The following is a 20,827-nucleotide window of genomic DNA, read 5'->3' as shown; positions in this document are numbered from 1 at the left end:
CAGCCTCGAGTAGTTTGCGCCGTGTGAACTTCACTGTGCCTCACGCCTCGCCTGAGGCTGCTCTATTCCCGAGGCATCTCATCGCTCAGCCACCAACAACAACGACTGCGGCACCGGACTTTGCGGGTGCTGCGGCTCCTGCAGGGCGGCCAGCCGAAAACCGGCCATGTCCAGGGCGTTGAGCCAACTGGACATGGTGCGCGAGTACCACGGCATGGGTCGCCACTGCCCCTTGAACCCGGCGAAGGTTTCTTCCCGCCAACCGTCCTGATAGTCGCCCGCCGCCGCGGTCCACGGATGCAGCGTCTGGATCACCAGCGCGCCGCCCGGGGCGAGCAGGGCGTTCATGGCGGCGAGCAGGGGGATGATGTCCTGGTGCAACAGGGCGAAGTTGGCGCAGATCAGGTCGTAGTCGCTGCCGATGTCCACCTTCGCCTCTACCAACTCTTCATAGCTCGCCAAATGCACCCGCGAAGAACCCGCCGCCCGCGCTGCCTCGACCAGCGTCGCGTCGCCATCCACACCGACCGCGTTGATGGCCCGTTCAGCCAGCGCGCGCAACAGCCAGCCCTCGCCGCAGCCCAGGTCGAGCACACGCTCGGGCTGGCGGCCCAGTATCGCCAGCAGGATTGCCTGGTCGGTGACCTTGAGGCGGCTTTCGATGGCGCCGCTGCGGATGGCCTCAATCCAGGATTGAGCGTTGTGGTGCCAGCTCTGGAGGAGGGTGGATTCGAGGGTGGGCATTTCGATGTCCGCAGTGATGGGTTGGAGGGAAGAATAGGACAAGTGCCGGTGTGGCGGACCTTGTCGGTGGCGCTTTATCTGCGTCCGGTCGAAATGACCGTCAATCCGGGGATAGAACTCGTTGCTTGAAGCGATCTGGCCAACGGCTGCGCACAGTCGTTCGGCATGATCTAAGCTCCTCAAGGTATGGCTTTTCGAGCAGGGGTTTCCATGCGAAACACACCTGATAACAGTCTGAAAATAGCGTTGAAAGCCTGTAGAGACAGCTTTGTTTCTGTTGGCTTTTTCAGCTTTTTCATCAACGCGCTGATGCTCGTTCCTACCTTCTATATGCTTCAGGTATATGGACGAGTGGTAACCAGCGGAAGTCTGACTACCCTGGCCATGCTGACGTTGATCATGACCGGGCTGGTGGTCACGCTCGGCGCGCTGGAATGGGTCCGTTCGCGCATCATGGTTCGGGTCAGTACCCGGCTGGATGTGTTGCTGGGTCGCCAGGTCTATAAGGCCAGTTTCAAACGGGCGCTGGAAAGTGGCGGCATGGATGCCTCGGCCCAGTCGCTCAATGACTTGACGGGCTTGAGACAGTTTCTCTCCGGCAATGGATTGTTCGCCTTTTTCGATGCGCCCTGGTTGCCTATCTATGTCGCTGTGATGTTCATGTTCCATCCCTGGTATGGCTGGGTGGCGGTGGGCAGTGCGTTGTTGTTGTTATTGCTCGCGTTTCTCAACGAGAGGTTGACGGGGCCGGCACTTGCCCAGGCTAACAAGGAACATATTGGCGCGACGCTCCACACCACGAAAAATCTGCGCAACGCTGAAGTCATCGAGTCCATGGGCATGCTTGATACCCTGATGGACCGTTGGGGGCGTCGCCAGAGAAATGTCCTGTTGCTGCAGTCCGGGGCGAGCGATAGAGGTGGCATCATCAGCACGCTTTCCAGGTCTTTCCGGATCCTGGTGCAATCGCTGATCCTGGGCCTGGGGGCGTACCTGACCGTGGACCACCAGGTGGGGCCAGGCATGGTGTTTGCCGGGTCCGTGCTGCTAGGGCGTGCATTGGCCCCCATCGATCTGATTATCGGCAGCTGGAAGGGCTTTATTGCGGCCCGTTCGCAGTACCGCCGTCTCAACGACATCCTCGACAAACAACAGGCTCAGCCCGAGCGCATGTCATTGCCTGCGCCCCAGGGGCATGTGCAGGTGGAGAATCTGATCGTCTCGGCACCAGGCTCGAAAACCCCGATCATCAAAAACATGAGTTTCAGCGTACCTGCCGGCTGCATTGTCGGAATCATCGGTCCAAGTGCCGCGGGCAAGTCCACCCTGGCCAGGGCACTGATGGGGGTATGGGCGCCGCAGCATGGGGTGGTCCGGCTCGATGGCGCGGACATCTGTGCGTGGGACAAACATGAACTTGGGCCGTACATAGGTTACTTGCCCCAGGACATCGAATTATTCGAAGGCAGCGTCAGCGAGAACATTGCCCGCTTCGCCGAGGTCGATTCCGAGAAAGTCGTTCTGGCGGCCAAGTCTGCCGGCGTTCACGAAATGATTCTGCTGTTGCCCGATGGCTATGACACCGTCATTGGCAGCGATGGCGTCATGCTGTCGGGAGGGCAGCGCCAACGCATAGGCCTGGCCCGTGCCCTGTATGGCAACCCGCGGCTGATTATCCTCGACGAGCCCAATTCCAATCTCGACGAAGTCGGTGATCGTGCCCTGGCGGTGGCCATCCAGCAGCTCAAGCTGACAGGTGCAACCGTTTTTGTGATTACCCACCGAACCAACATTGTGTCCCAACTTGACCGGCTGATGGTGATGAGTGATGGCGCTATCAGTCTCTATGGACCACGCGAACAAGTGCTGGCCGAACTCGCGCAGCGGGCACAAAAGCACGCCACGCAAGCGGGCGCAAGCGTGGCTTCGGTGGCTACTCGCAAGGGTGATGCCGATGAACAGTACGATGCTCAGTCGTCAAACAGATAACTTCGCCGACCTGGCGGTATCTGATCGAAAGATCCGTCGCCTGGGTTTTGGCATTGTCTTGATGATCTTCGGGGTGTTCGGCACCTGGGCGGCGGTCGCACCGCTCGATGGTGCGGCTTACGCGCCTGGCGTGGTCACCGTGCAGGCTTACCGGAAAACGGTACAACACCTCGAAGGTGGCATCGTCAAACAGGTGTTGGCCCATGACGGTGACATCGTCAAGCAAGATGACCCGCTGATTATTCTCGATGATTCCCAGCTGCGATCCGAATACGAGATGACCCGAAGCCAGCTCATTGCCGCCAGAGCCATGGAGGCAAGACTCAAGGCTGAGCGGGACAATCTGCCAGTAATTGGCTTTGACGTCATGACCGATTCCGACAGTCAGCGAGGTGCCGAAGCGCGCCAGGGCGAGACCCAGGTATTCAACGCACGACGGGGGTCACGGCTGGGCCAGATATCGGTTCTGAAAGAGCGCATTGGTCAGTTGAATCAACAGATCAAGGGGCTGGAGGCGATGATCGGGGTCAAGGGCCAACTGAATAAATCCTACAGCGGTGAAATCGTTGAATTGACCGACATGTTGTCGCAAGGATTCGTCGACAAACAACGGCTGCTTGAGCAGCAGCGCAAGCTTGAAATGGTCAAGTCCGAATTGGCCGACCATCGTTCGACCATCACCAGGACTCGCCTGCAGATCAATGAAACACAGCTGCAGATTCTACAAGTCGATAAAGACTTCAATGCCGATGTCGCCAAACAATTGGCCGATGTTCAGACCAAAATCTACGACCTGCAAGAGAAGGCTTCCGCCCTGGAGGACCGGCTCAGCCATATCATCATCCGCGCACCTGAGTCGGGCATGGTGATTGGCATGACGGTGCATACGATTGGCGGTGTCGTGCGCTCGGCGACGCCTCTGCTGGACATTGTTCCCTCGGTTTCTGAACTGGTCATAGAGGCCCAGGTGGCGCCGGTCGATATCGATCGCATCGCCATCGGCAAGCGTGCCGATATCCGTTTCGGTGCGTTCAACAGTGCGACCACGCCGGTGATCCAGGGCGAGGTCATCAATGTCTCGGCGGACCGGCTGGTCAACGAAAAGAGCGGGACTCCCTATTACCTGGCCCGGGTCCGGGTTACCGAAGCCGGTGTGCGCGCCTTGGGTGATCGCAAATTACTGCCGGGGATGCCTGCGGACGTGTTGATCATCACAGGGCAACGCACGCTGTTGCAATACCTGATGCAGCCGGCCCGCAATGCCATCTCTCAATCGATGATCGAGGAATGATCGTGCGAATGCCAGCAGCTCTGCCGGGCGGTCTGCTCATGTTTGCACTGGGCAGCGATATTGCCTTGGCGCAAACCACTGCGCCGTCACCGACCGGGGTCAATGCCTCGACGTATTCCACTGACCTCATGCAGTTGTATCGCGAAGCCCGGCTGGAAGATCCGCGAGTATTGGCCTCGTATGCGCGAGCGAAGGCGGGCGAGGAACATCAACGCGAGGCCCTGGGCTCGCTGTTGCCACAGGTATCGCTCAACGCCGGGCAGAACCGGATTCATCAGGAGAGCGACCTGGTGCAGCGCAGTTACGATAGCGAAATCTACAGCCTGGTGCTGCGTCAGTACCTCTACAACAAGGCCGCGTGGGAGAACTACCAAAGATTCAAAAGCCTGGCCAAGCAAACCGAATCGGAAGCGCAGGAGGCCCAGGCCGAGGCCACCGTGGATTTGGCCCAGCGTTACTTCGCCGCGTTGGCGGCCGAGGATGAACTGGAGTTGGTAAAGGCGGAGCGTCAAACCACGCAAAAGAGTCTGGACAGAGTCAATGCGTTGTACGAAAAGCAGCTGGCGTTGATTACCGATCAGCTCGACCTCAAGGCCCGGGTCGATTTGCTGGCAGCGCAGGAACTGGATGCCCGGAACCAGGCCAGTATCACTCGCGAGGCGCTGGCGGAGATCGTCGGCCGGCCGGTCAAGGAGAAGCTCAACCGGATTCGCGATGACGTGCAACTGCAGGTGTCGGCGCAGAGTCTTGAATCGTGGGTCCGCGAGGGTATAGAGCAAAACCCGGCGCTCAAGGCCAACCAAAGCGGCGTCGAAGCAGCAGGTGCTGCGTTGCGCGGCGGCAAGGGCGGGCACTATCCGACCGTGAGCCTTACTCTGAGCGCACAGCAGACCAACGAGGGCTACAACAACTCCCTGGCGCCGCGCACCGACAGTTATGTCGCCGGTATTGGCGTGCAAGTGCCGCTGTACAGCGGCGGCTCAACCTCGGCGCGGGTGCGTGGGCTCTACCAGGATCAGATTGTGGCAGAGCAGCAACTGGAATCGGTCCAGCGCCAGGTGGTCAAGGAGATCACCACCGCTTACCTGACCGCCAACTCGAGCGCAGAAAAGATCAGTGCGAGCCGGCATGCCCTGGCCTCGGCACAGCTGTCCAGAGTGGCGGCAGAGAAAGGACTCAGTTACGGAATGGTCAATGCCGTCGATGTACTGACCAGCGTACGCAACGAATTCCGGGCTCGTCGTGATCTGCTCAAGACGCAATACGACTTCGTCACCAATGTCTTCACGCTCAATCGCTGGGCGGGAAAACCGCCTGTCGAGGGTGTCGAAAACGTCAATGCCTGGTTGAGCCCCGGCAGCTCCAGCAAAAACCTCACATCCCCCTGATCCTGCCAGCAATACCGACGTTGTATACCCTCCAGCCAGACTGGTTTTTCAGTGCCTGCCCCACGGGCCTGAGGCCGGCTTGCGGGTGGTTCGGCGAGGTAGATTTCGCCGATAAATTGACGGTTGTTTTATTGTCATACTTTGCTGCGCGCCACTCGTCGGTTAATTGACGATTTTGATCGGGTCAGGCTTTGACCGCAGGTCGCCGGCGGCGAGCCTAAGACCTTGATTTTCTAGGGTTGAGGGCACCCTGGGGAACGTCGGCCGGGCTACCTGTATGAGGCTAAGTCGACGACTGGCAAATGGCTAGGCTGGCAGTGCGCCGGGCTGGCCTAGACTCAGTTGAGCGGTTCGAGGGAGCACATCATCAAGCGCAAACTATTGATGATTATTCCTGTTTCTGTTGTCTCGATGGCTTTTGCCCGGCTTCTGGGAACGTCCGCAATCCCTGCCGGTGCAACGGGTGGAAGTGTCCCAAAGGCTAATACCCGGGCGGGCACTGTCAAGGCCTGTCGGCGCTCGCATCTGTCCTTCAATCGTGGTGGCCAGGTGATTGAGCTGCTGATCCAGGAAGGCCAACGGGTGGAGGCCATCGTTCATATTCCAAGGGAGTCAGGACGGTAATGACGACCCAAATAAAACCAATACGCGTGATGCTGATCGATTGTCGTCCCCTTGTTCTGATGGGCCTTCAGGACTTGATCAATGCCCGCAAGCCTCAGATGGAAGTGAGCGGTCAGGCCACCACCTATACCAAAGCGCTGGATCTTGCCGATCAGTTGCGTCCCGATGTCATTTTTTTCAGTTTCTTTCCGGATGCGCTGAACCCATTGGCGGTCGTCGCGGGGCTCGCCCGCAGCGCCGAAATGAAAGTCCTGGTGCTCAAGAGCCTGTACGAAGCCGTCCCCGTTGCCCAGGCGATAGAGGCGGGTGCACGCGGCGTCGTGCTGGCGGAAGACCCGACGGAATCGATCATCCGAGCCATCATCCAGGTCCACCATCGCGACATCGGGCTGGATAGAGCCTGGGTCGGTGGGCTTTCCGACTATGCCGCGACCGGGCATATTCCTTTGAAATGCAATTCGGAGCAGGCGAAACAGGCGCGGCTGACGCTGCGTGAAAGGGAACTGATTCGCGCCATCGTGGGGGATCCGTCTGCCAAATACATGTGCATCGCCGGGCGCTTGGGTATCAGCGAGCACACCGTGCACAATCACCTCAGTAACATTTATCAAAAGCTTGATCTCGTTAACCGTATCGACTTGCTGATATACGCACAGAAGCACGGGCTCACCAACAATGAAGAACCGCCCGAGTCCACTTGGGTTGAACTGCATTGAATTTCTTTGGGGCACCCAGGCCGTCACTGTGTCGCCATCCGTGAATCTCATATCAGACCTGTAAGGCATGCGAGGGTGGCTTCTACGCCACCCTCGCATTCTTTCACGCGCGCGCTTCCTCAGGCGCTGCCATGGACAATGTCAGTACTCAGCAGATCGACCCCGACCAAGGTGATGGTCGTTATTTGTCCGCCCGTTTCGGTAACCGTCACGATGCTGTTTGCGCCGCTGTTGTCGATCTGGGCAACGGAGCTCTGGTCGCCGTTGAGCACCAGCGTGTCGCGCAAGCCTGCGCTCGCATCGAAGCCGGTGACCTGGTACTTGTTTTGGGTGAATGACAAATCGATGTTGAAGGCATCCCGTTCACCGCTCGTGCCCACCAGCGTGAAGTCGAAGGTGGTGCCCAGGTCGTTGGCGAACAGGTTGGCGTCGAACGCACTCGTCGCCGAGTCTCCATCCTTGTCCGTCAGCGTCGCGTTGAACGCCAGCTTGACATCGCTGGCCAGGTTCTCGGTCTGCTGAATGAACTGGATCACCGGGATCTTGACATCGCCTCGGCCCATCGTGAGTTGAACCGCGTCAATCAGCAGCGAGCCTTGCTTCTGAACGAGGAAGGACACTTGTCCGCCGGCCTCCGGCGTCACGGTGTTCACCTCGGTGAGGTTCGAGGTCGAGCCATCCTCGTAGTAGATCCTGTAGTACAGGTCCTCGGTCGCCGTGTTGTAACCCCCCACGGAGTTGTCGATAAAGATCTTCATGCCCGTCAGCAGGCTTTCCGGATTGATCACGAAGCTTTCATCGGCATTGCTGATGGCCACCAGGCTGTCTCCCTGGAGAATGTTATTGGCGACGCCGATGCCGGACGTGCTGACGTTCATGGCCGCCGAGTCGATGTACGACGGCAGCGGGGTGGTCTGTATCTGGGCTTCGGTGGGGTCGGGTTTACCTAGCCCGATGCCGGTCAGGATGTCCGCAGTCGACGCCGTTGCCTTTGCGGAAAAGAACACAATCTCCTCTGATGGCGAAGGGATGGTCGGTGGATTCTGCGCCGGGATCAGCAACGTGCGCACTGGATCCGGGCCACCGGCACTGAGCGAACCGTCGGCACTGCTGAGCACAATCGTCGAACTGAAGCCTTGCACCAGGTCCAGTGTGTAGCTGCCATTGGCATAGGCGGTCAGCGTGTAGTCGACGGAGGTATTCGCGGTGGCGGCGTTGTTGTCGAAATCGCCGGTCAACGTGCCTGCAAAGTGGAACGCGCCGTTGACGTCCGGTGAGGGCGACTGCTCGGTGAGTGTGCCGGTTCCGGTCGTGGTCGTGTTGTCTGGCCGGACGAGGGTGAACTGGTTATTCACCAACGAAATATCCAGACCGGTTGCACCCAGCCCGTCGGCTCCGTTCGAATGATCCCAGTACCCTTGTTGTGGAAGGACACTACCGGTCCCGATCAGGTTGCCGAAGGCGAGTGATGGGCCGTCGTCCTTGAACACCAGGTTCTGGCCGATGTTGAGGGTCGCCTGGGCGCTGTCACCGTCCCCATCGGTCTTGGTCGCTATCAGCGTCACCAGGTTGTCCGCGGTCAGGGTCTTCGAGTCATCGGGATTGGTCGCGTTGGGATGCACTACCGCGCGGAGTTGGTCGAGGGTGACGTCACCGTTGGCGGCGACGCTGGCCGTGAACACCAGCAAGTTGCTGGTGGCCGTGCGGCCTTCGACCACGCCGCCGTTGAGCGACAGGTTGACCGCCTGGCCGCTGGCCGTGTCCACCAGCCCGGAGGCACCCACCACCACGCCCAGCGCATAGGTCAGTGTGCCGGCCCCGTCAGCGCCAAACGCCGAGGTGAAGTTGGCGGCAAAGCTCTTGGTATCGTTGGTCGCCAGTACCGTCTCGTCGACTGTCAGCGTCGGTTCCGTGCCGGTGGTGCTGATGCTGGGTCCGTCGTCCTTGAATACCAGATTCTGGCCGATGTTGAGGGTGGCCTGCGCGCTGTCGCCGTCCTTGTCGGTCTTGGTCGCTGTCAGCGTCACTAGGTTGTCCGCCGTCAGGGTTTTCGAGTCATCGGGATTGGTCGCGTCGGGATGCACCACGGCCCGGAGTTGGTCAAGGGTGACGTTGCCGTTGGCGGCCACGCTGACCGTGAATACCAGATCGTTGCTAATCGCCGTGTGGCCTTCTACCACGCCGCCGTTGAGCGACAGGTTGACCGCCTGGCCCGTGGCCGTATCCACCAGCCCGGAGCCAGCCGCCACCACGCCTAGGGCATAGGTCAGCGTGCCGGCACCGTCAGCGCCAAACGCCGAGGTGAAGTTGGCGGCAAAGCTCTTGGTATCGTTGGTTGCCAGTACCGTTTCGTCCACCGTCAGCGTTGGCTCGGTGCCGGTGGTGCTGATGCTGGGGGCGTCATCCTTGAACACCAGGTTCTGGCCGATGTTGAGGGTGGCCTGGGCGCTGTCGCCGTCCTTGTCGGTCTTGGTCGCGGTCAGCGTCACCAGGCTGTCCGAGGTCAGGGTTTTCGAATCATCGGGATTGGTCGTGTCGGGATGCACCACAGCGCGGAGCTGGTCGAGGGTGACGTCGCCATTGGCGGCGACGCTGACTGTGAACACCAGCTGGCTGGTGGTGGCCGTACGGCCTTCCACCACGCCGCCGTTGAGCGACAGGTTGACCGCCTCACCGGTGGCCGTATCCGTCAACCCGGAGCCACCCGCCACCACGCCCAGCGCATAGGTCAGCGTACCCGCACCGTCAGCGCCAAATGCCGAGGTGAAGTTAGCCGCAAAGCTCTTGGTATCGTTGGTCGCCAGCACTGTTTCGTCCACCGTCAGCGTCGGTTCCGTGCCGGTGGTGCTGATGCTGGGGGCGTCATCCTTGAACACCAGGTTCTGGCCGATGTTGAGGGTGGCCTGGGCGCTGTCGCCGTCCTTGTCGGTCTTGGTCGCGGTCAGCGTCACCAGGCTGTCCGAGGTCAGGGTTTTCGAATCATCGGGATTGGTCGTGTCGGGATGCACCACAGCGCGGAGCTGGTCGAGGGTGACGTCGCCATTGGCGGCGACGCTGACTGTGAACACCAGCTGGCTGGTGGTGGCCGTACGGCCTTCCACCACGCCGCCGTTGAGCGACAGGTTGACCGCCTCACCGGTGGCCGTATCCGTCAACCCGGAGCCACCCGCCACCACGCCCAGCGCATAGGTCAGCGTACCCGCACCGTCAGCGCCAAATGCCGAGGTGAAGTTAGCCGCAAAGCTCTTGGTATCGTTGGTTGCCAGTACCGTTTCGTCCACCGTCAGCGTTGGCTCGGTGCCGGTGGTGCTGATGCTCGGTCCGTCGTCCTTGAACACCAGGTTCTGGCCGATGTTGAGGGTGGCCTGGGCACTGTCGCCGTCCTTGTCGGTCTTGGTCGCTATCAGCGTCACCAGGTTGTCCGCGGTCAGGGTCTTCGAATCATCGGGATTGTTCGCATCGGGATGCACCACAGCGCGTAGCTGGTCGAGGGTGACATCACCGTTGGCGGCCACGCTGACCGTGAACACCAGATCGTTGCTAATCGCAGTGCGGCCTTCCACCACGCCGCCGTTAAGCGACAGGTTGACCGCCTGGCCCGTGGCCGTGTCCACCAGCCCGGAGCCAGCCGCCACCACGCCCAGCGCATAGGTCAGCGTGCCGGCACCATCGGCGCCAAACGCCGAGCTGAAGTTGGCGGCAAAGCTCTGGGTGTCGTTGGTTGCCAGCACCGTTTCGTCCACTGTCAGCGTTGGCTCGGTGCCGGTGGTGCTGATGCTCGGTCCGTCGTCCTTGAACACCAGGTTCTGCCCGATGTTGAGGGTGGTCTGTGCACTGTCGCCGTCCTTGTCGGTTTTGGTTGCGGTCAGCGTCACCAGGCTGTCCGAGGTCAGGGTCTTCGAGTCATCGGGATTGGTCGTGTCGGGATGCACCACAGCGCGGAGCTGGTCGAGGGTGACGTCGCCATTGGCGGCCACGCTGACCGTGAATACCAGATCGTTGCTCAGCGCCGTGCGGCCTTCGACCACGCCGCCGTTAACCGACAAATTCACCACTTGGCCGGTGGCCGTGTCGGTCAACCCGGAGGCACCTGCCACCACGCCCAGCGCATAGGTCAGCGTGCCCGCACCATCAGCGCCAAACGCCGAAGTGAAGTTAGCCGCAAAGCTCTTGGTATCGTTGGTCGCCAGTACCGTCTCGTCCACCGTCAGCGTTGGCTCGGTGCCAGTGGTGCTGATGCTCGGCCCGTCGTCTTCGAAGATCATCTTGGAGCCGATTTCGGCGGTTGACGTGCTGGACTGCAGCACCTTGAAGCCGCCAATGTCGAAGTCAGCGTGCGTCTTGTCGCCGTTCTTGTCGGTCAGCAACCCGGCGTTCTCGATCATCACGCGGTTGTGGTCGGTCGCCGTGCTGTAGGTGATCTGCGAGTCGGTCGGAACGCCGGTGATCAGCACCGTGCCGTCGGCGTTGTAAGTGATGACGACGCCGCTGACGGGGGCGCCCGCGAATGTCTTCACGGTGACACTGCCGTTGGTGATCGCGACCTTTTCGGTGCTGTCGTTGGCGTAGCTGTTGACGAAGTTAACGCCGCTCTGCGACCCGCTGACGTTGTCGGCGTTCTTGACGGCGGTGAGCAACAGCTTCGCGGTCGTGCCGCCCGTCTCCTGCACGACCTTGAAGGTCGCGGAGCGGGCGCCGAAGTACTGGGTGAAGTCGATGTTCTGTTCGACACCCGCTTCGCCCGGGCTCAGGTTGGGAATCGTGAAGTCCGCCTTGGCACCGGTGACGAAGCTGAAGCGCAGGCCTTCCTGTTCGGTGATTGCCTGGTTGTTGGTGCCCAGGGTTGTGCTGCCGCCGCCCTGGCTGCTGTTGACCGTGTCGGCGCTGGTGATGGCAGCACTGCTTGCCGACTGATCCAGCGGATCCCTGCCGGTGACGACGATAGAGACACCGGGAATCCGGCCGTTCACATCGGCCGTCGCGCCCATGGTCGTGAACATCAGGAACAGCTGCTGGCCCGACGGCGCATTGGCCAGACTGAATTCCGCGTCCTGACCGGCTCCGATGAACACCTTATTCAGCAGATTGACCGCATCGTCGGGATTGCTAGCGTCTGGATGCTTGAGCGGTTGGTACTCCACGGTCCAGATCTTGCCGCCCGAGACCGGCGATCCGGTTTCTTCGATATAGGCCGCGAACACGATCGCGCCGCTTGCGCTTCCGGCTCGCCCCAGAAGGATGTTGTTGTTCGTGTCGGTATAGAGAAGGATGTTGGCGCCATCGAGGGTATCCAGTCCGCTGTCCAGGCCATTGAGCGGTACGCCGGTGTTGTCGACGAAACTGATATCGGTAATATTTGCTCCGGGGTCAGCGGAGACGCTGAACGCATTGCTGCCGGTGTTGCCTGCGGCACCGGTGTAGCCGCTCAAGGCCGCACCCGTTGCGGTACCTGCTGCCAGTGCGGTCAAACGGGCAGAGAAAGTCGAGGGCAGGGACGCTACCAGAATGTCGTTGTCATTCGCGTCTCCTGCAGGGCTTGGCGTGGCGGTGGCGTTTTGCAACCCGGCCGTTTCGTCCAGCGAAACGCTCGCGCCGCCGGCCACGACGCTCATAGGGTTGGCCGTAAGCGACGTTGTCATCACTGAATCGAGGGTCGGAATGTATAGGAGGGCAGGGTCGCTCGTTAGCGATGAATTTTGCTCGCCGATAGCCATGACTTTCTCCAAAGCAAGTGCGGTCATCGAGGCCTGACCGTTGACCTTTGGTCGCAACTATGGAGAAGCGCCGGGAATTGCGCATCAGCCGAAACTCCCACGCGGGCTGGGAGTTTCAGACTAGCCATCCTCGTTGGAGGCCTGTCGCAGGGTGCCCGGCGTGGTACTCGAGCGCTCACAATGAATGCGATTGATGCGGATCTGATAGTGGAACTGCAAAAAAATGCGAGGGTGGTTTCCACCACCCTCGCATCCTTTCACGCATGCGCTGCCTCAGGCGCTGCCATGGACAATGTCGGTATTCAGAACATCAACCCCGACCAAGGTGATGGTCGTGATTTGTCCGCCCGTTTCGGCAACCGTCACGATGCTGTTTGCGCCGCTGTTGTCGATCGACTGGACAACGGCGCCCTGGTCGCCGTTGAGCACCAGCGTATCGCGCAGCCCTGCGTTCGCATCGAAGCCGGTGATCTGGTACTTGTTCTGGGTGAATGACAAATCGACGTTGAAAGCATCCCGCTCACCGCTCGTGCCCACCAGCGTGAAGTCGAAGGTGGTGCCCAGGTCGTTGGCGAACAGGTTGGCGTCGAATGTACTCGTCGCCGAGTCCCCATCCTTGTCTGTCAGCGTCGCGTTGAACGCCAGCTTGACATCGCTGGCCAGGCTCTCGGTCTCATGAGTGAACTCGATCGTCGGGATCTTGATCTCGCCTCGGCCCATCGTGAGCTGAACAGCGTCGATCAGCTTCGTGCCCTGCTGCTGAATGAGGAAGGACACCTGTCCGCCGGCCTCCGGCGTCAGGGTGTTCACCTCGATCAGGTTCGAGAACGTGCCATCCTCATAGTAGGCCCTGTAGTACAGGTCCTCGGTCGCCGTGTCGTAACCCCCCACGGAGTTGTCGATGAAGACCTTCATACTCGTCAGCAGGCTCTCCGGATTGATCACGAAACTTTCATCGGCATTGCTGATGGCCGCCAGGTTGTCTCCCTGGAACAGGTTATTGGCGATGCCGATGCCGGCCGTGCTGACGTTCATGGCCGCAGGGTCGATGTACGACGGCAGCGGGTTGGTCTGTAGCTGGGCTTCGGTGGGGTCGGGGGCTCCAAGCCCGATACCGGTCAGGATGTCCGCAGTCGACGCCGTTGCCTTCGCGGAAAAGAACACGATCTCCTCAGATGGCGAAGGAATAGTCGGCGGATTCTGCGCCGGGATTAACAAGGTGCGCACCGGATCCGGGCCGCCGGCACTGAGCGAGCCGTCGGCACTGCTGAGCACGATCTGCGAGCTGAAGCCTTGCACCAGGTCCAGTGCATAGGTGCCATCGGCAAAGGCGGTCAGCGTGTAGTCGACGGTGGTATTCGCGGTGGCGGCGTTGTTGTCGAAATCGCCGGTCAGAGTCCCTGCGAAGTGGAACGCACCGTTGACGTCCGGTGAGGGCGATTGCTCGGTGAGCGTGCCGGTTCCGGTTGTGGTCGTGTTGTCTGGCCTGACGAGGGTGAATTGGTTATTCACCAACGAAATATCCAGACCGGTTGCACCCAGTCCGTCGGCTCCGGTCGAATGATCCCAGTATCCCTGTTGTGGAAGGATGCTACCGGTCCCGATCAGGTTGCCAAACGCGAGTGATGGGCCGTCGTCCTCGAACACCAGGTTTTGCCCGATGTTCAGCGTCGCATGGGCGCTGTCGCCATCCTTGTCGGTTTTGGTTGCGGTCAGGGTCACCAGATTGTCCGCTGACAGGCTCGTCGAATCATCCGGATTGTTTGGATCGGGATGCACTACGGCCCGTTGTTGGTCGAGGGTGACGTCACCGTTGGCAGCCACGCTGACGGTGAACACCAGCAGGTTGGTGGTGGCCGTGCGGCCTTGCACCACACCGCCGTTGAGTGACAGGTTGACCGCCTCACCGGTGGCGGTGTCGGTCAGCCCGGAAGCGCCCGCGACCACGCCCAGTGCATAGGTCAGCGTGCCCGCGCCATCGGCACCAAACGCCGAGGTGAAGTTCGCCGCGAAGCTCTTGGTATCGTCGGTCGTCAGCACCGTTTCGTCGACCGTCAGGATCGGTTCCGTGCCGGTGGTGCTGATGCTGGGTCCGTCATCCTTGAACACCAGGTTCTGGCCGATGTTGAGGGTCGCGTGGGCACTGTCACCGTCCTTGTCGGTGATGGTTGCGGTCAGGGTCACCAGATTGTCCGAGGTCAGGGTCTTCGAATCATCCGGATTGGTCGTGTCGGGATGCACCACGGCACGGATCTGATCGAGGGTGACATCACCGTTGGCGGCCACGCTAGCCGTGAACACCAGCAGGTTGCTGATGGCCGTGCGGCCTTCCACCACGCCGCCGTTGAGCGACAGGTTGACTGCCTCACCGGTGGCGGTATCGGTCAGCCCGGAAGCGCCCGCGACCACGCCCAGTGCATAGGTCAGCGTGCCCGCGCCGTCAGCGCCAAACGCCGAGCTGAAGTTGGCGGTAAAGCTCTCGGTGTCGTTGGTCGCCAGCACTGTTTCGTCGACCGTCAGCGTTGGCTCCGTGCCAGTGGTGCTGATGCTGGGTCCGTCATCCTTGAACACCAGGTTCTGGCCGATGTTGAGCGTGGCATGAGCGCTATCGCCATCCTTGTCGGTGATGGTTGCCGTCAGGGTCACCAGATTGTCCGAGGTCAGCGTCTTCGAATCATCCGGATTGGTCGTGTCGGGATGCACCACGGCACGGATCTGATCGAGGGTGACGTCGCCATTAGCAGCGACGCTAACCGTGAATACCAGCAGATTGGTGGTGGCCGTACGGCCTTCGACTACACCGCCGTTGAGTGACAGGTTCACCGCCTCACCGGTGGCCGTGTCCGTTAGCCCGGAACCGCCCGCGACCACACCCAGTGCATAGGTCAGTGTGCCCGCACCGTCAGCGCCAAACGCCGAGCTGAAGTTGGCGGTAAAGCTCTGGGTGTCGTTGGTTGCCAGCACCGTTTCGTCCACCGTCAACGTAGGTTCCGTGCCGGTGGTGCTGATGCTGGGTCCGTCGTCCTTGAACACCAGGTTCTGCCCGATATTGAGCGTCGCATGGGCGCTGTCGCCGTCCTTGTCGGTGATGGTGGCGGTCAGGGTCACCAGGTTGTCCGAGGTCAGACTGGTCGAATCATCCGGATTGGTAGGGTCGGGATGTACCACGGCGCGGATCTGATCGAGGGTGACGTCGCCATTAGCGGCGACACTGACGGTGAACACCAGCAGGTTGGTCGTGGCCGTGCGACCTTCGACTACTGTGCCGTTGAGTGACAGGTTCACTGCCTCACCGGTGGCCGTGTCGGTCAGCCCGGAGCCGCCCGCGACCACACCCAGTGCATAGGTCAGGGTGCCAGCACCGTCAGCGCCAAACGCCGAAGTGAAGTTGGCGGTAAAGCTCTGGGTGTCGTTGGTGGCCAGCACCGTTTCGTCCACCGTCAACGTAGGTTCCGTGCCGGTGGTGCTGATGCTGGGCCCGTCATCCTTGAACACCAGGTTTTGCCCGATGTTCAGCGTCGCGTGGGCACTGTCGCCATCCTTGTCGGTGATGGTGGCGGTCAGGGTCACCAGGTTGTCCGAGGTCAGACTGGTCGAATCATCCGGATTGGTAGGGTCGGGATGTACCACGGCGCGGATCTGATCGAGGGTGACGTCGCCATTAGCGGCGACACTGACGGTGAACACCAGCAGGTTGGTCGTGGCCGTGCGACCTTCGACCACGGTGCCGTTGAGCGACAGGTTCACCGCTTCACCGGTGGCCGTATCCGTCAGTCCCGACGGGCCGGCAGTCACACCCAGCGCATAGGTCAGAGTGCCCGCACCGTCGGCGCCAAACGCCGAAGTGAAGTTGGCGGTAAAGCTCTGGGTGGCGTTGGTGGCCAGCACCGTTTCATCGACCGTCAGGACTGGCTCCGTGCCGGTGGTGCTGATGCTCGGTCCGTCATCCTTGAACACCAGGTTCTGGCCGATGTTCAGCGTCGCATGGGCACTGTCGCCATCCTTGTCGGTGATGGTGGCGGTCAGGGTCACCAGGTTGTCCGAGGTCAGACTGGTCGAATCATCCGGATTGGTAGGGTCGGGATGTACCACGGCCCGTTGCTGGTCGAGGGTGACGTCGCCATTAGCGGCGACGCTAACCGTGAACACCAGCAGGTTGGTGGTGGCGGTGCGGCCTTCGACCACGGTGCCGTTGAGCGACAGGTTGACCGCTTCACCGGTGGCCGTATCCGTCAGTCCCGACGGGCCGGCAGTCACACCCAGCGCATAGGTCAGCGTGCCCGCACCGTCGGCGCCAAACGCCGAGGTGAAGTTGGCTGCAAAGCTCTGGGTGGCGTCGGTGGTCAGTACCGTTTCATCGACCGTCAGGACTGGCTCCGTGCCGGTAGTGCTGATGCTGGGTCCGTCATCCTTGAACACCAGGTTCTGGCCGATGTTCAGGGTCGCATGGGCGCTGTCGCCGTCCTTGTCGGTGATGGTGGCGGTCAGGGTCACCAGATTGTCCGCCGACAGACTCGTCGAATCATCCGGATTGGTTGGATCGGGATGCACTACCGCCCGTTGCTGGTCAAGGGTGACGTCACCGTTGGCGGCCACACTGACGGTGAACACCAGCAGGTTGGTCGTGGCCGTACGGCCTTCCACCACGGCGCCGTTGAGCGACAGGTTGACGGCCTCACCGGTGGCCGTATCGGTCAGTCCGGAGCCGCCCGCGACCACGCCCAGTGCATAGGTCAGTGTGCCCGCACCGTCAGCGCCAAACGCCGAGGTGAAGTTGGCGGTAAAGCTCTGGGTATCGTTGATCGTCAACACCGTTTCGTCGACCGTCAGCGTTGGTTCGGTGCCGGTGGTGCTGATGCTGGGCCCGTCATCCTTGAACACCAGGTTTTGCCCGATGTTGAGGGTCGCATGAGCACTGTCGCCATCCTTGTCGGTGATGGTGGCGGTCAGGGTCACCAGATTGTCCGAAGTCAGCGTCTTCGAATCATCCGGATTGGTCGTGTCGGGATGCACCACGGCACGGATCTGGTCGAGGGTGACGTCACCATTGGCGGCCACACTGACGGTGAACACCAGCAGGTTGGTGATGGCCGTACGGCCTTCGACCACGGCGCCGTTGAGCGACAGGTTGACGGCCTCACCGGTGGCCGTATCGGTCAGTCCGGAGCCGCCCGCGACCACGCCCAGTGCATAGGTCAGTGTGCCCGCACCGTCAGCGCCAAACGCCGAGGTGAAGTTGGCGGTAAAGCTCTGGGTATCGTCGGTCGTCAACACCGTTTCGTCGACCGTCAGCGTTGGTTCGGTGCCGGTGGTGCTGATGCTTGGCCCGTCATCCTTGAACACCAGGTTTTGCCCGATGTTGAGGGTCGCATGAGCACTGTCGCCATCCTTGTCGGTGATGGTTGCGGTCAGGGTCACCAGATTGTCCGAGGTCAGCGTCTTCGAATCATCCGGGTTGGTTGGGTCGGGATGCACCACGGCACGGATCTGGTCGAGGGTGACGTCACCATTGGCGGCCACACTGACGGTGAACACCAGCAGGTTGGTGATGGCCGTTCGACCTTCCACCACTGCACCGTTGAGCGACAGGTTGACTGCCTCACCGGTGGCCGTATCCGTCAGCCCGGAGCCGCCCGCCACCACACCCAGCGCATAGGTCAGCGTACCCGCACCGTCAGCGCCGAACGCCGAGGTGAAATTGGCGGTAAAGCTCTGGGTGTCGTTGGTGGCCAGCACCGTTTCATCGACCGTCAGCGTTGGTTCCGTACCGGTAGTGCTGATGCTCGGTCCATCATCCTTGAACACCAGGTTCTGCCCGATGTTGAGCGTCGCATGAGCGCTGTCGCCATCCTTGTCGGTGATGGTTGCGGTCAGGGTCACCAGATTGTCCGAGGTCAGACTCGTTGAGTCATCGGGATTGGTCGTGTCGGGATGCACCACGGCGCGGATCTGGTCGAGGGTGACGTCACCATTGGCGGCGACGCTAACCGTGAACACCAGCAGATTGGTCGTGGCCGTACGGCCTTCGACTACACCGCCGTTGAGCGACAGGTTGACTGCCTCACCAGTGGCCGTATCCGTCAGCCCGGAGCCGCCAGCGACCACGCCCAGCGCATAGGTCAGCGTACCCGCGCCATCGGCGCCAAACGCCGAGGTGAAGTTAGCGGTAAAGCTCTGGGTGTCGTTGGTGGCCAGCACCGTTTCGTCCACCGTCAGCGTTGGCTCCGTGCCGGTAGTGCTGATGCTGGGCCCATCATCCTTGAACACCAGGTTCTGCCCGATGTTGAGGGTCGCATGAGCGCTGTCGCCGTCCTTGTCGGTGATGGTTGCGGTCAGGGTCACCAGATTGTCCGAGGTCAGCGTCTTCGAATCATCCGGATTGGTCGTGTCGGGATGCACCACGGCACGGATCTGGTCAAGGGTGACGTCACCATTGGCGGCCACACTGACGGTGAACACCAGCAGGTTGGTGATGGCCGTTCGACCTTCGACCACTGTGCCGTTGAGTGACAGGTTGACTGCCTCACCGGTGGCCGTATCGGTCAGCCCGGAGCCGCCCGCGACCACGCCCAGTGCATAGGTCAGCGTGCCTGCACCGTCGGCGCCAAACGCCGAGGTGAAGTTGGCGGTAAAGCTCTGGGTGTCGTTGGTGGCCAGCACCGTTTCGTCCACCGTCAGCGTTGGTTCCGTGCCGGTGGCGCTGATGCTTGGCCCATCGTCCTCGAAGATCATCTTGGAGCCGATTTCGGCGGTCGAGGTGGAGGCTTTGCGCAGCGAGAAGCCGCCGATATCAAAATCGGCGTGGTTATCGCCTCTGGCGTCTAGGGCCGCGCCGTTCTGGACGAGTACGCGGTTGTGATCCGATGTTGTGGTGTATTCAATCTGGTAGCCGGCTTTAATGCCGGTGAGTGTTGCAACCCCACCCGTAAAGCTGATGGTGATGGTCGGATCATTCACAGAGCCGTCGGAATTCTCGATCACCAGCCCGGTGCTATTGCTGAAGACACGAACATTGGTGATGGCCACCGGCGCGTCATTCGCATAGCCGTTGATGAAATTCGCGCCAGGTTCAGCAGCGGTATTGAATGCGCTGATTTTTACCACAGCACTCTTGCCGCTTTGCAACTGCACGACGTCGAAATTGGCCGATGTCGAATTGTAGACGCCGGTAAAGTCGATGTTGGACTCAACATCGGCTTCGGTCTGACTAAGGTTGGGAACGGTCACATCCTGCCTGGCGCCGGTGACGAACGAAAAGCGGATGCCTTCCTGTTCCGTAATCATCTGGTTATTGGTGCCGATGGTGGTCGGGCCACCGCCCTGGCTGGTATTGATCGTGTCGCCAGTGTTTATCTTGGCGCCGCTTGACTCGTCAGCGGGGTCCTTGCCGGTGGCGATGATGGTTGGATCCGTGATCCGCACGACACCATTAACGGTTTCAGTTGCCGGGTTCGCTTTCGTGAACATCAGGAACAGGTTCTGACCGGAGGGGGCACCGGCCAGACTGAATCCCAGATCCTGAGTGACTCCGATGAACACCTTATTCAGCAGATTGAGCGAATCATCGGGGTTCGTTATATCTGGATGCTTGAGTGGTTGGTATTCCACGGTCCAGATCTTGCCGCCCGAGACCGGCGATCCGGTTTCTTCGATATAGCCAGCGAGCACGATCGCGCCGGCTGGGCCCCCGGCGCGGCCCACAACGATGTTATTGTTGCTCGTATCCGTATAGAGAAGGATGCTGGTGCCATCGAGGGTATCCAGTCCGCTATCCAGGCCATTGAGCGGTGCGCCGGCACTGTCGACGAAGCGGATGTCGGTAACGCCGGACGGGTCGGTGAGGGTGAATGCATTGCTGCCGGTGTTGCCCGCGGCACCGGTATAACCACTCAAGGCCGCACCCGTTGCGGTACCTGCACCCAGTGCGGTCAAACGGGTAGAAAAGGCCGAGGGCAGGGACGCCACCAGAATATCGTTATCGTCAGCGTCTCCCGCGGGGCTTGGCGTGGCGGTGAGGTTCTGCAACCCGGCTGTTTCGTCCAGCGTAACGTTCGCGCCGGGCACCACGCTCAGAGCGTTGGCCGTAAGTGACGTTAAGTTGAGGGAAGTCGGATCGCTCGTTAGCGATGAGTTTTGCTCGCGAATAGTCATGATTTTCTCCTGAGCCATTGCGGTCATCGAGGTCGGACCATTGACCTCTGCAACTATGACTAATCGCCGGGAATTGCACATCGGCCGATACTCCCAAGCGGGGTGGGAGTTTCGGCCTACTTGGGAGGGGAAACGGGATGAGGACGCGAAGGCGTGCTGCCCATATTCCGTTTGTGAATGAGCACAGGCTGCTGATGCTCGCCAGGACTT

Annotated in this window: 7 protein-coding genes; 4 read left to right on the top strand and 3 right to left on the bottom strand. The window is 60.8% G+C overall.

Going from position 1 to position 20,827, the window contains the following annotated elements:
* Positions 1 to 78: 78 nt before the first annotated feature.
* A complete protein-coding gene (locus AC1RO5_RS07395) occupies positions 79 to 744 on the bottom strand; it encodes a class I SAM-dependent methyltransferase (RefSeq protein ID WP_493174043.1) in 666 nt (221 codons plus the stop codon).
* A 210-nt stretch (positions 745 to 954) separates the two neighbouring features.
* On the opposite strand from AC1RO5_RS07395, the gene AC1RO5_RS07390 reads away from it, so the two are divergent.
* The 4 genes from AC1RO5_RS07390 (at position 955) to AC1RO5_RS07375 (ending at position 6,752) form a co-directional block, all read left to right on the top strand.
* Positions 955 to 2,733, top strand: a complete 1,779-nt coding sequence (locus AC1RO5_RS07390; RefSeq protein ID WP_493174040.1) for a type I secretion system permease/ATPase — start codon at positions 955 to 957, stop codon at positions 2,731 to 2,733.
* Entirely contained in the window at positions 2,711 to 4,024 is a 1,314-nt protein-coding gene (locus tag AC1RO5_RS07385; protein ID WP_493174458.1) for an HlyD family type I secretion periplasmic adaptor subunit, read from the top strand. The genes AC1RO5_RS07390 and AC1RO5_RS07385 overlap by 23 nt, the downstream gene beginning before the upstream one ends.
* Before the next feature lie 8 nt (positions 4,025 to 4,032).
* Positions 4,033 to 5,412 carry a TolC family outer membrane protein gene (locus AC1RO5_RS07380; protein WP_493174036.1) on the top strand — a complete coding sequence of 460 codons (1,380 nt, stop codon included), beginning with the start codon at positions 4,033 to 4,035 and terminating at the stop codon, positions 5,410 to 5,412.
* Positions 5,413 to 6,035: 623 nt separating this feature from the next.
* The gene (locus AC1RO5_RS07375) at positions 6,036 to 6,752 is read left to right on the top strand and encodes a response regulator transcription factor (RefSeq protein WP_493174034.1); all 717 of its coding nucleotides are present in this window, start codon (positions 6,036 to 6,038) and stop codon (positions 6,750 to 6,752) included.
* A gap of 119 nt (positions 6,753 to 6,871) precedes the next feature.
* Here AC1RO5_RS07375 and AC1RO5_RS07370 read toward each other — a convergent pair whose 3' ends face one another.
* Both AC1RO5_RS07370 and AC1RO5_RS07365 read right to left on the bottom strand, forming a co-directional pair.
* A complete protein-coding gene (locus AC1RO5_RS07370) occupies positions 6,872 to 12,466 on the bottom strand; it encodes a DUF5801 repeats-in-toxin domain-containing protein (RefSeq protein WP_493174456.1) in 5,595 nt (1,864 codons plus the stop codon).
* A gap of 273 nt (positions 12,467 to 12,739) precedes the next feature.
* Entirely contained in the window at positions 12,740 to 20,617 is a 7,878-nt protein-coding gene (locus tag AC1RO5_RS07365) for a DUF5801 repeats-in-toxin domain-containing protein (protein ID WP_493174032.1), read from the bottom strand.
* Between the last annotated feature and the right edge of the window lie 210 nt (positions 20,618 to 20,827).

The organism is Pseudomonas sp. GW822-FHT02G04 (assembly GCF_058802085.1).
Note: the sequence above shows the minus strand (reverse complement) of the source record. Positions and strands in the feature narration are given on the sequence as shown.

What these genes read in the sequence shown, in the direction of transcription:
- AC1RO5_RS07365 (WP_493174032.1), bottom strand. Translation starts at nt 20,617, where the DNA reads ATGACTATTCGCGAGCAAAACTCATCGCTAACGAGCGATCCGACTTCC.
- AC1RO5_RS07370 (WP_493174456.1), bottom strand. Translation starts at nt 12,466, where the DNA reads ATGGCTATCGGCGAGCAAAATTCATCGCTAACGAGCGACCCTGCCCTC.
- AC1RO5_RS07395 (WP_493174043.1), bottom strand. Translation starts at nt 744, where the DNA reads ATGCCCACCCTCGAATCCACCCTCCTCCAGAGCTGGCACCACAACGCT.
- AC1RO5_RS07380 (WP_493174036.1), top strand. Translation starts at nt 4,033, where the DNA reads ATGCCAGCAGCTCTGCCGGGCGGTCTGCTCATGTTTGCACTGGGCAGC.
- AC1RO5_RS07390 (WP_493174040.1), top strand. Translation starts at nt 955, where the DNA reads ATGCGAAACACACCTGATAACAGTCTGAAAATAGCGTTGAAAGCCTGT.
- AC1RO5_RS07385 (WP_493174458.1), top strand. Translation starts at nt 2,711, where the DNA reads ATGCTCAGTCGTCAAACAGATAACTTCGCCGACCTGGCGGTATCTGAT.
- AC1RO5_RS07375 (WP_493174034.1), top strand. Translation starts at nt 6,036, where the DNA reads ATGACGACCCAAATAAAACCAATACGCGTGATGCTGATCGATTGTCGT.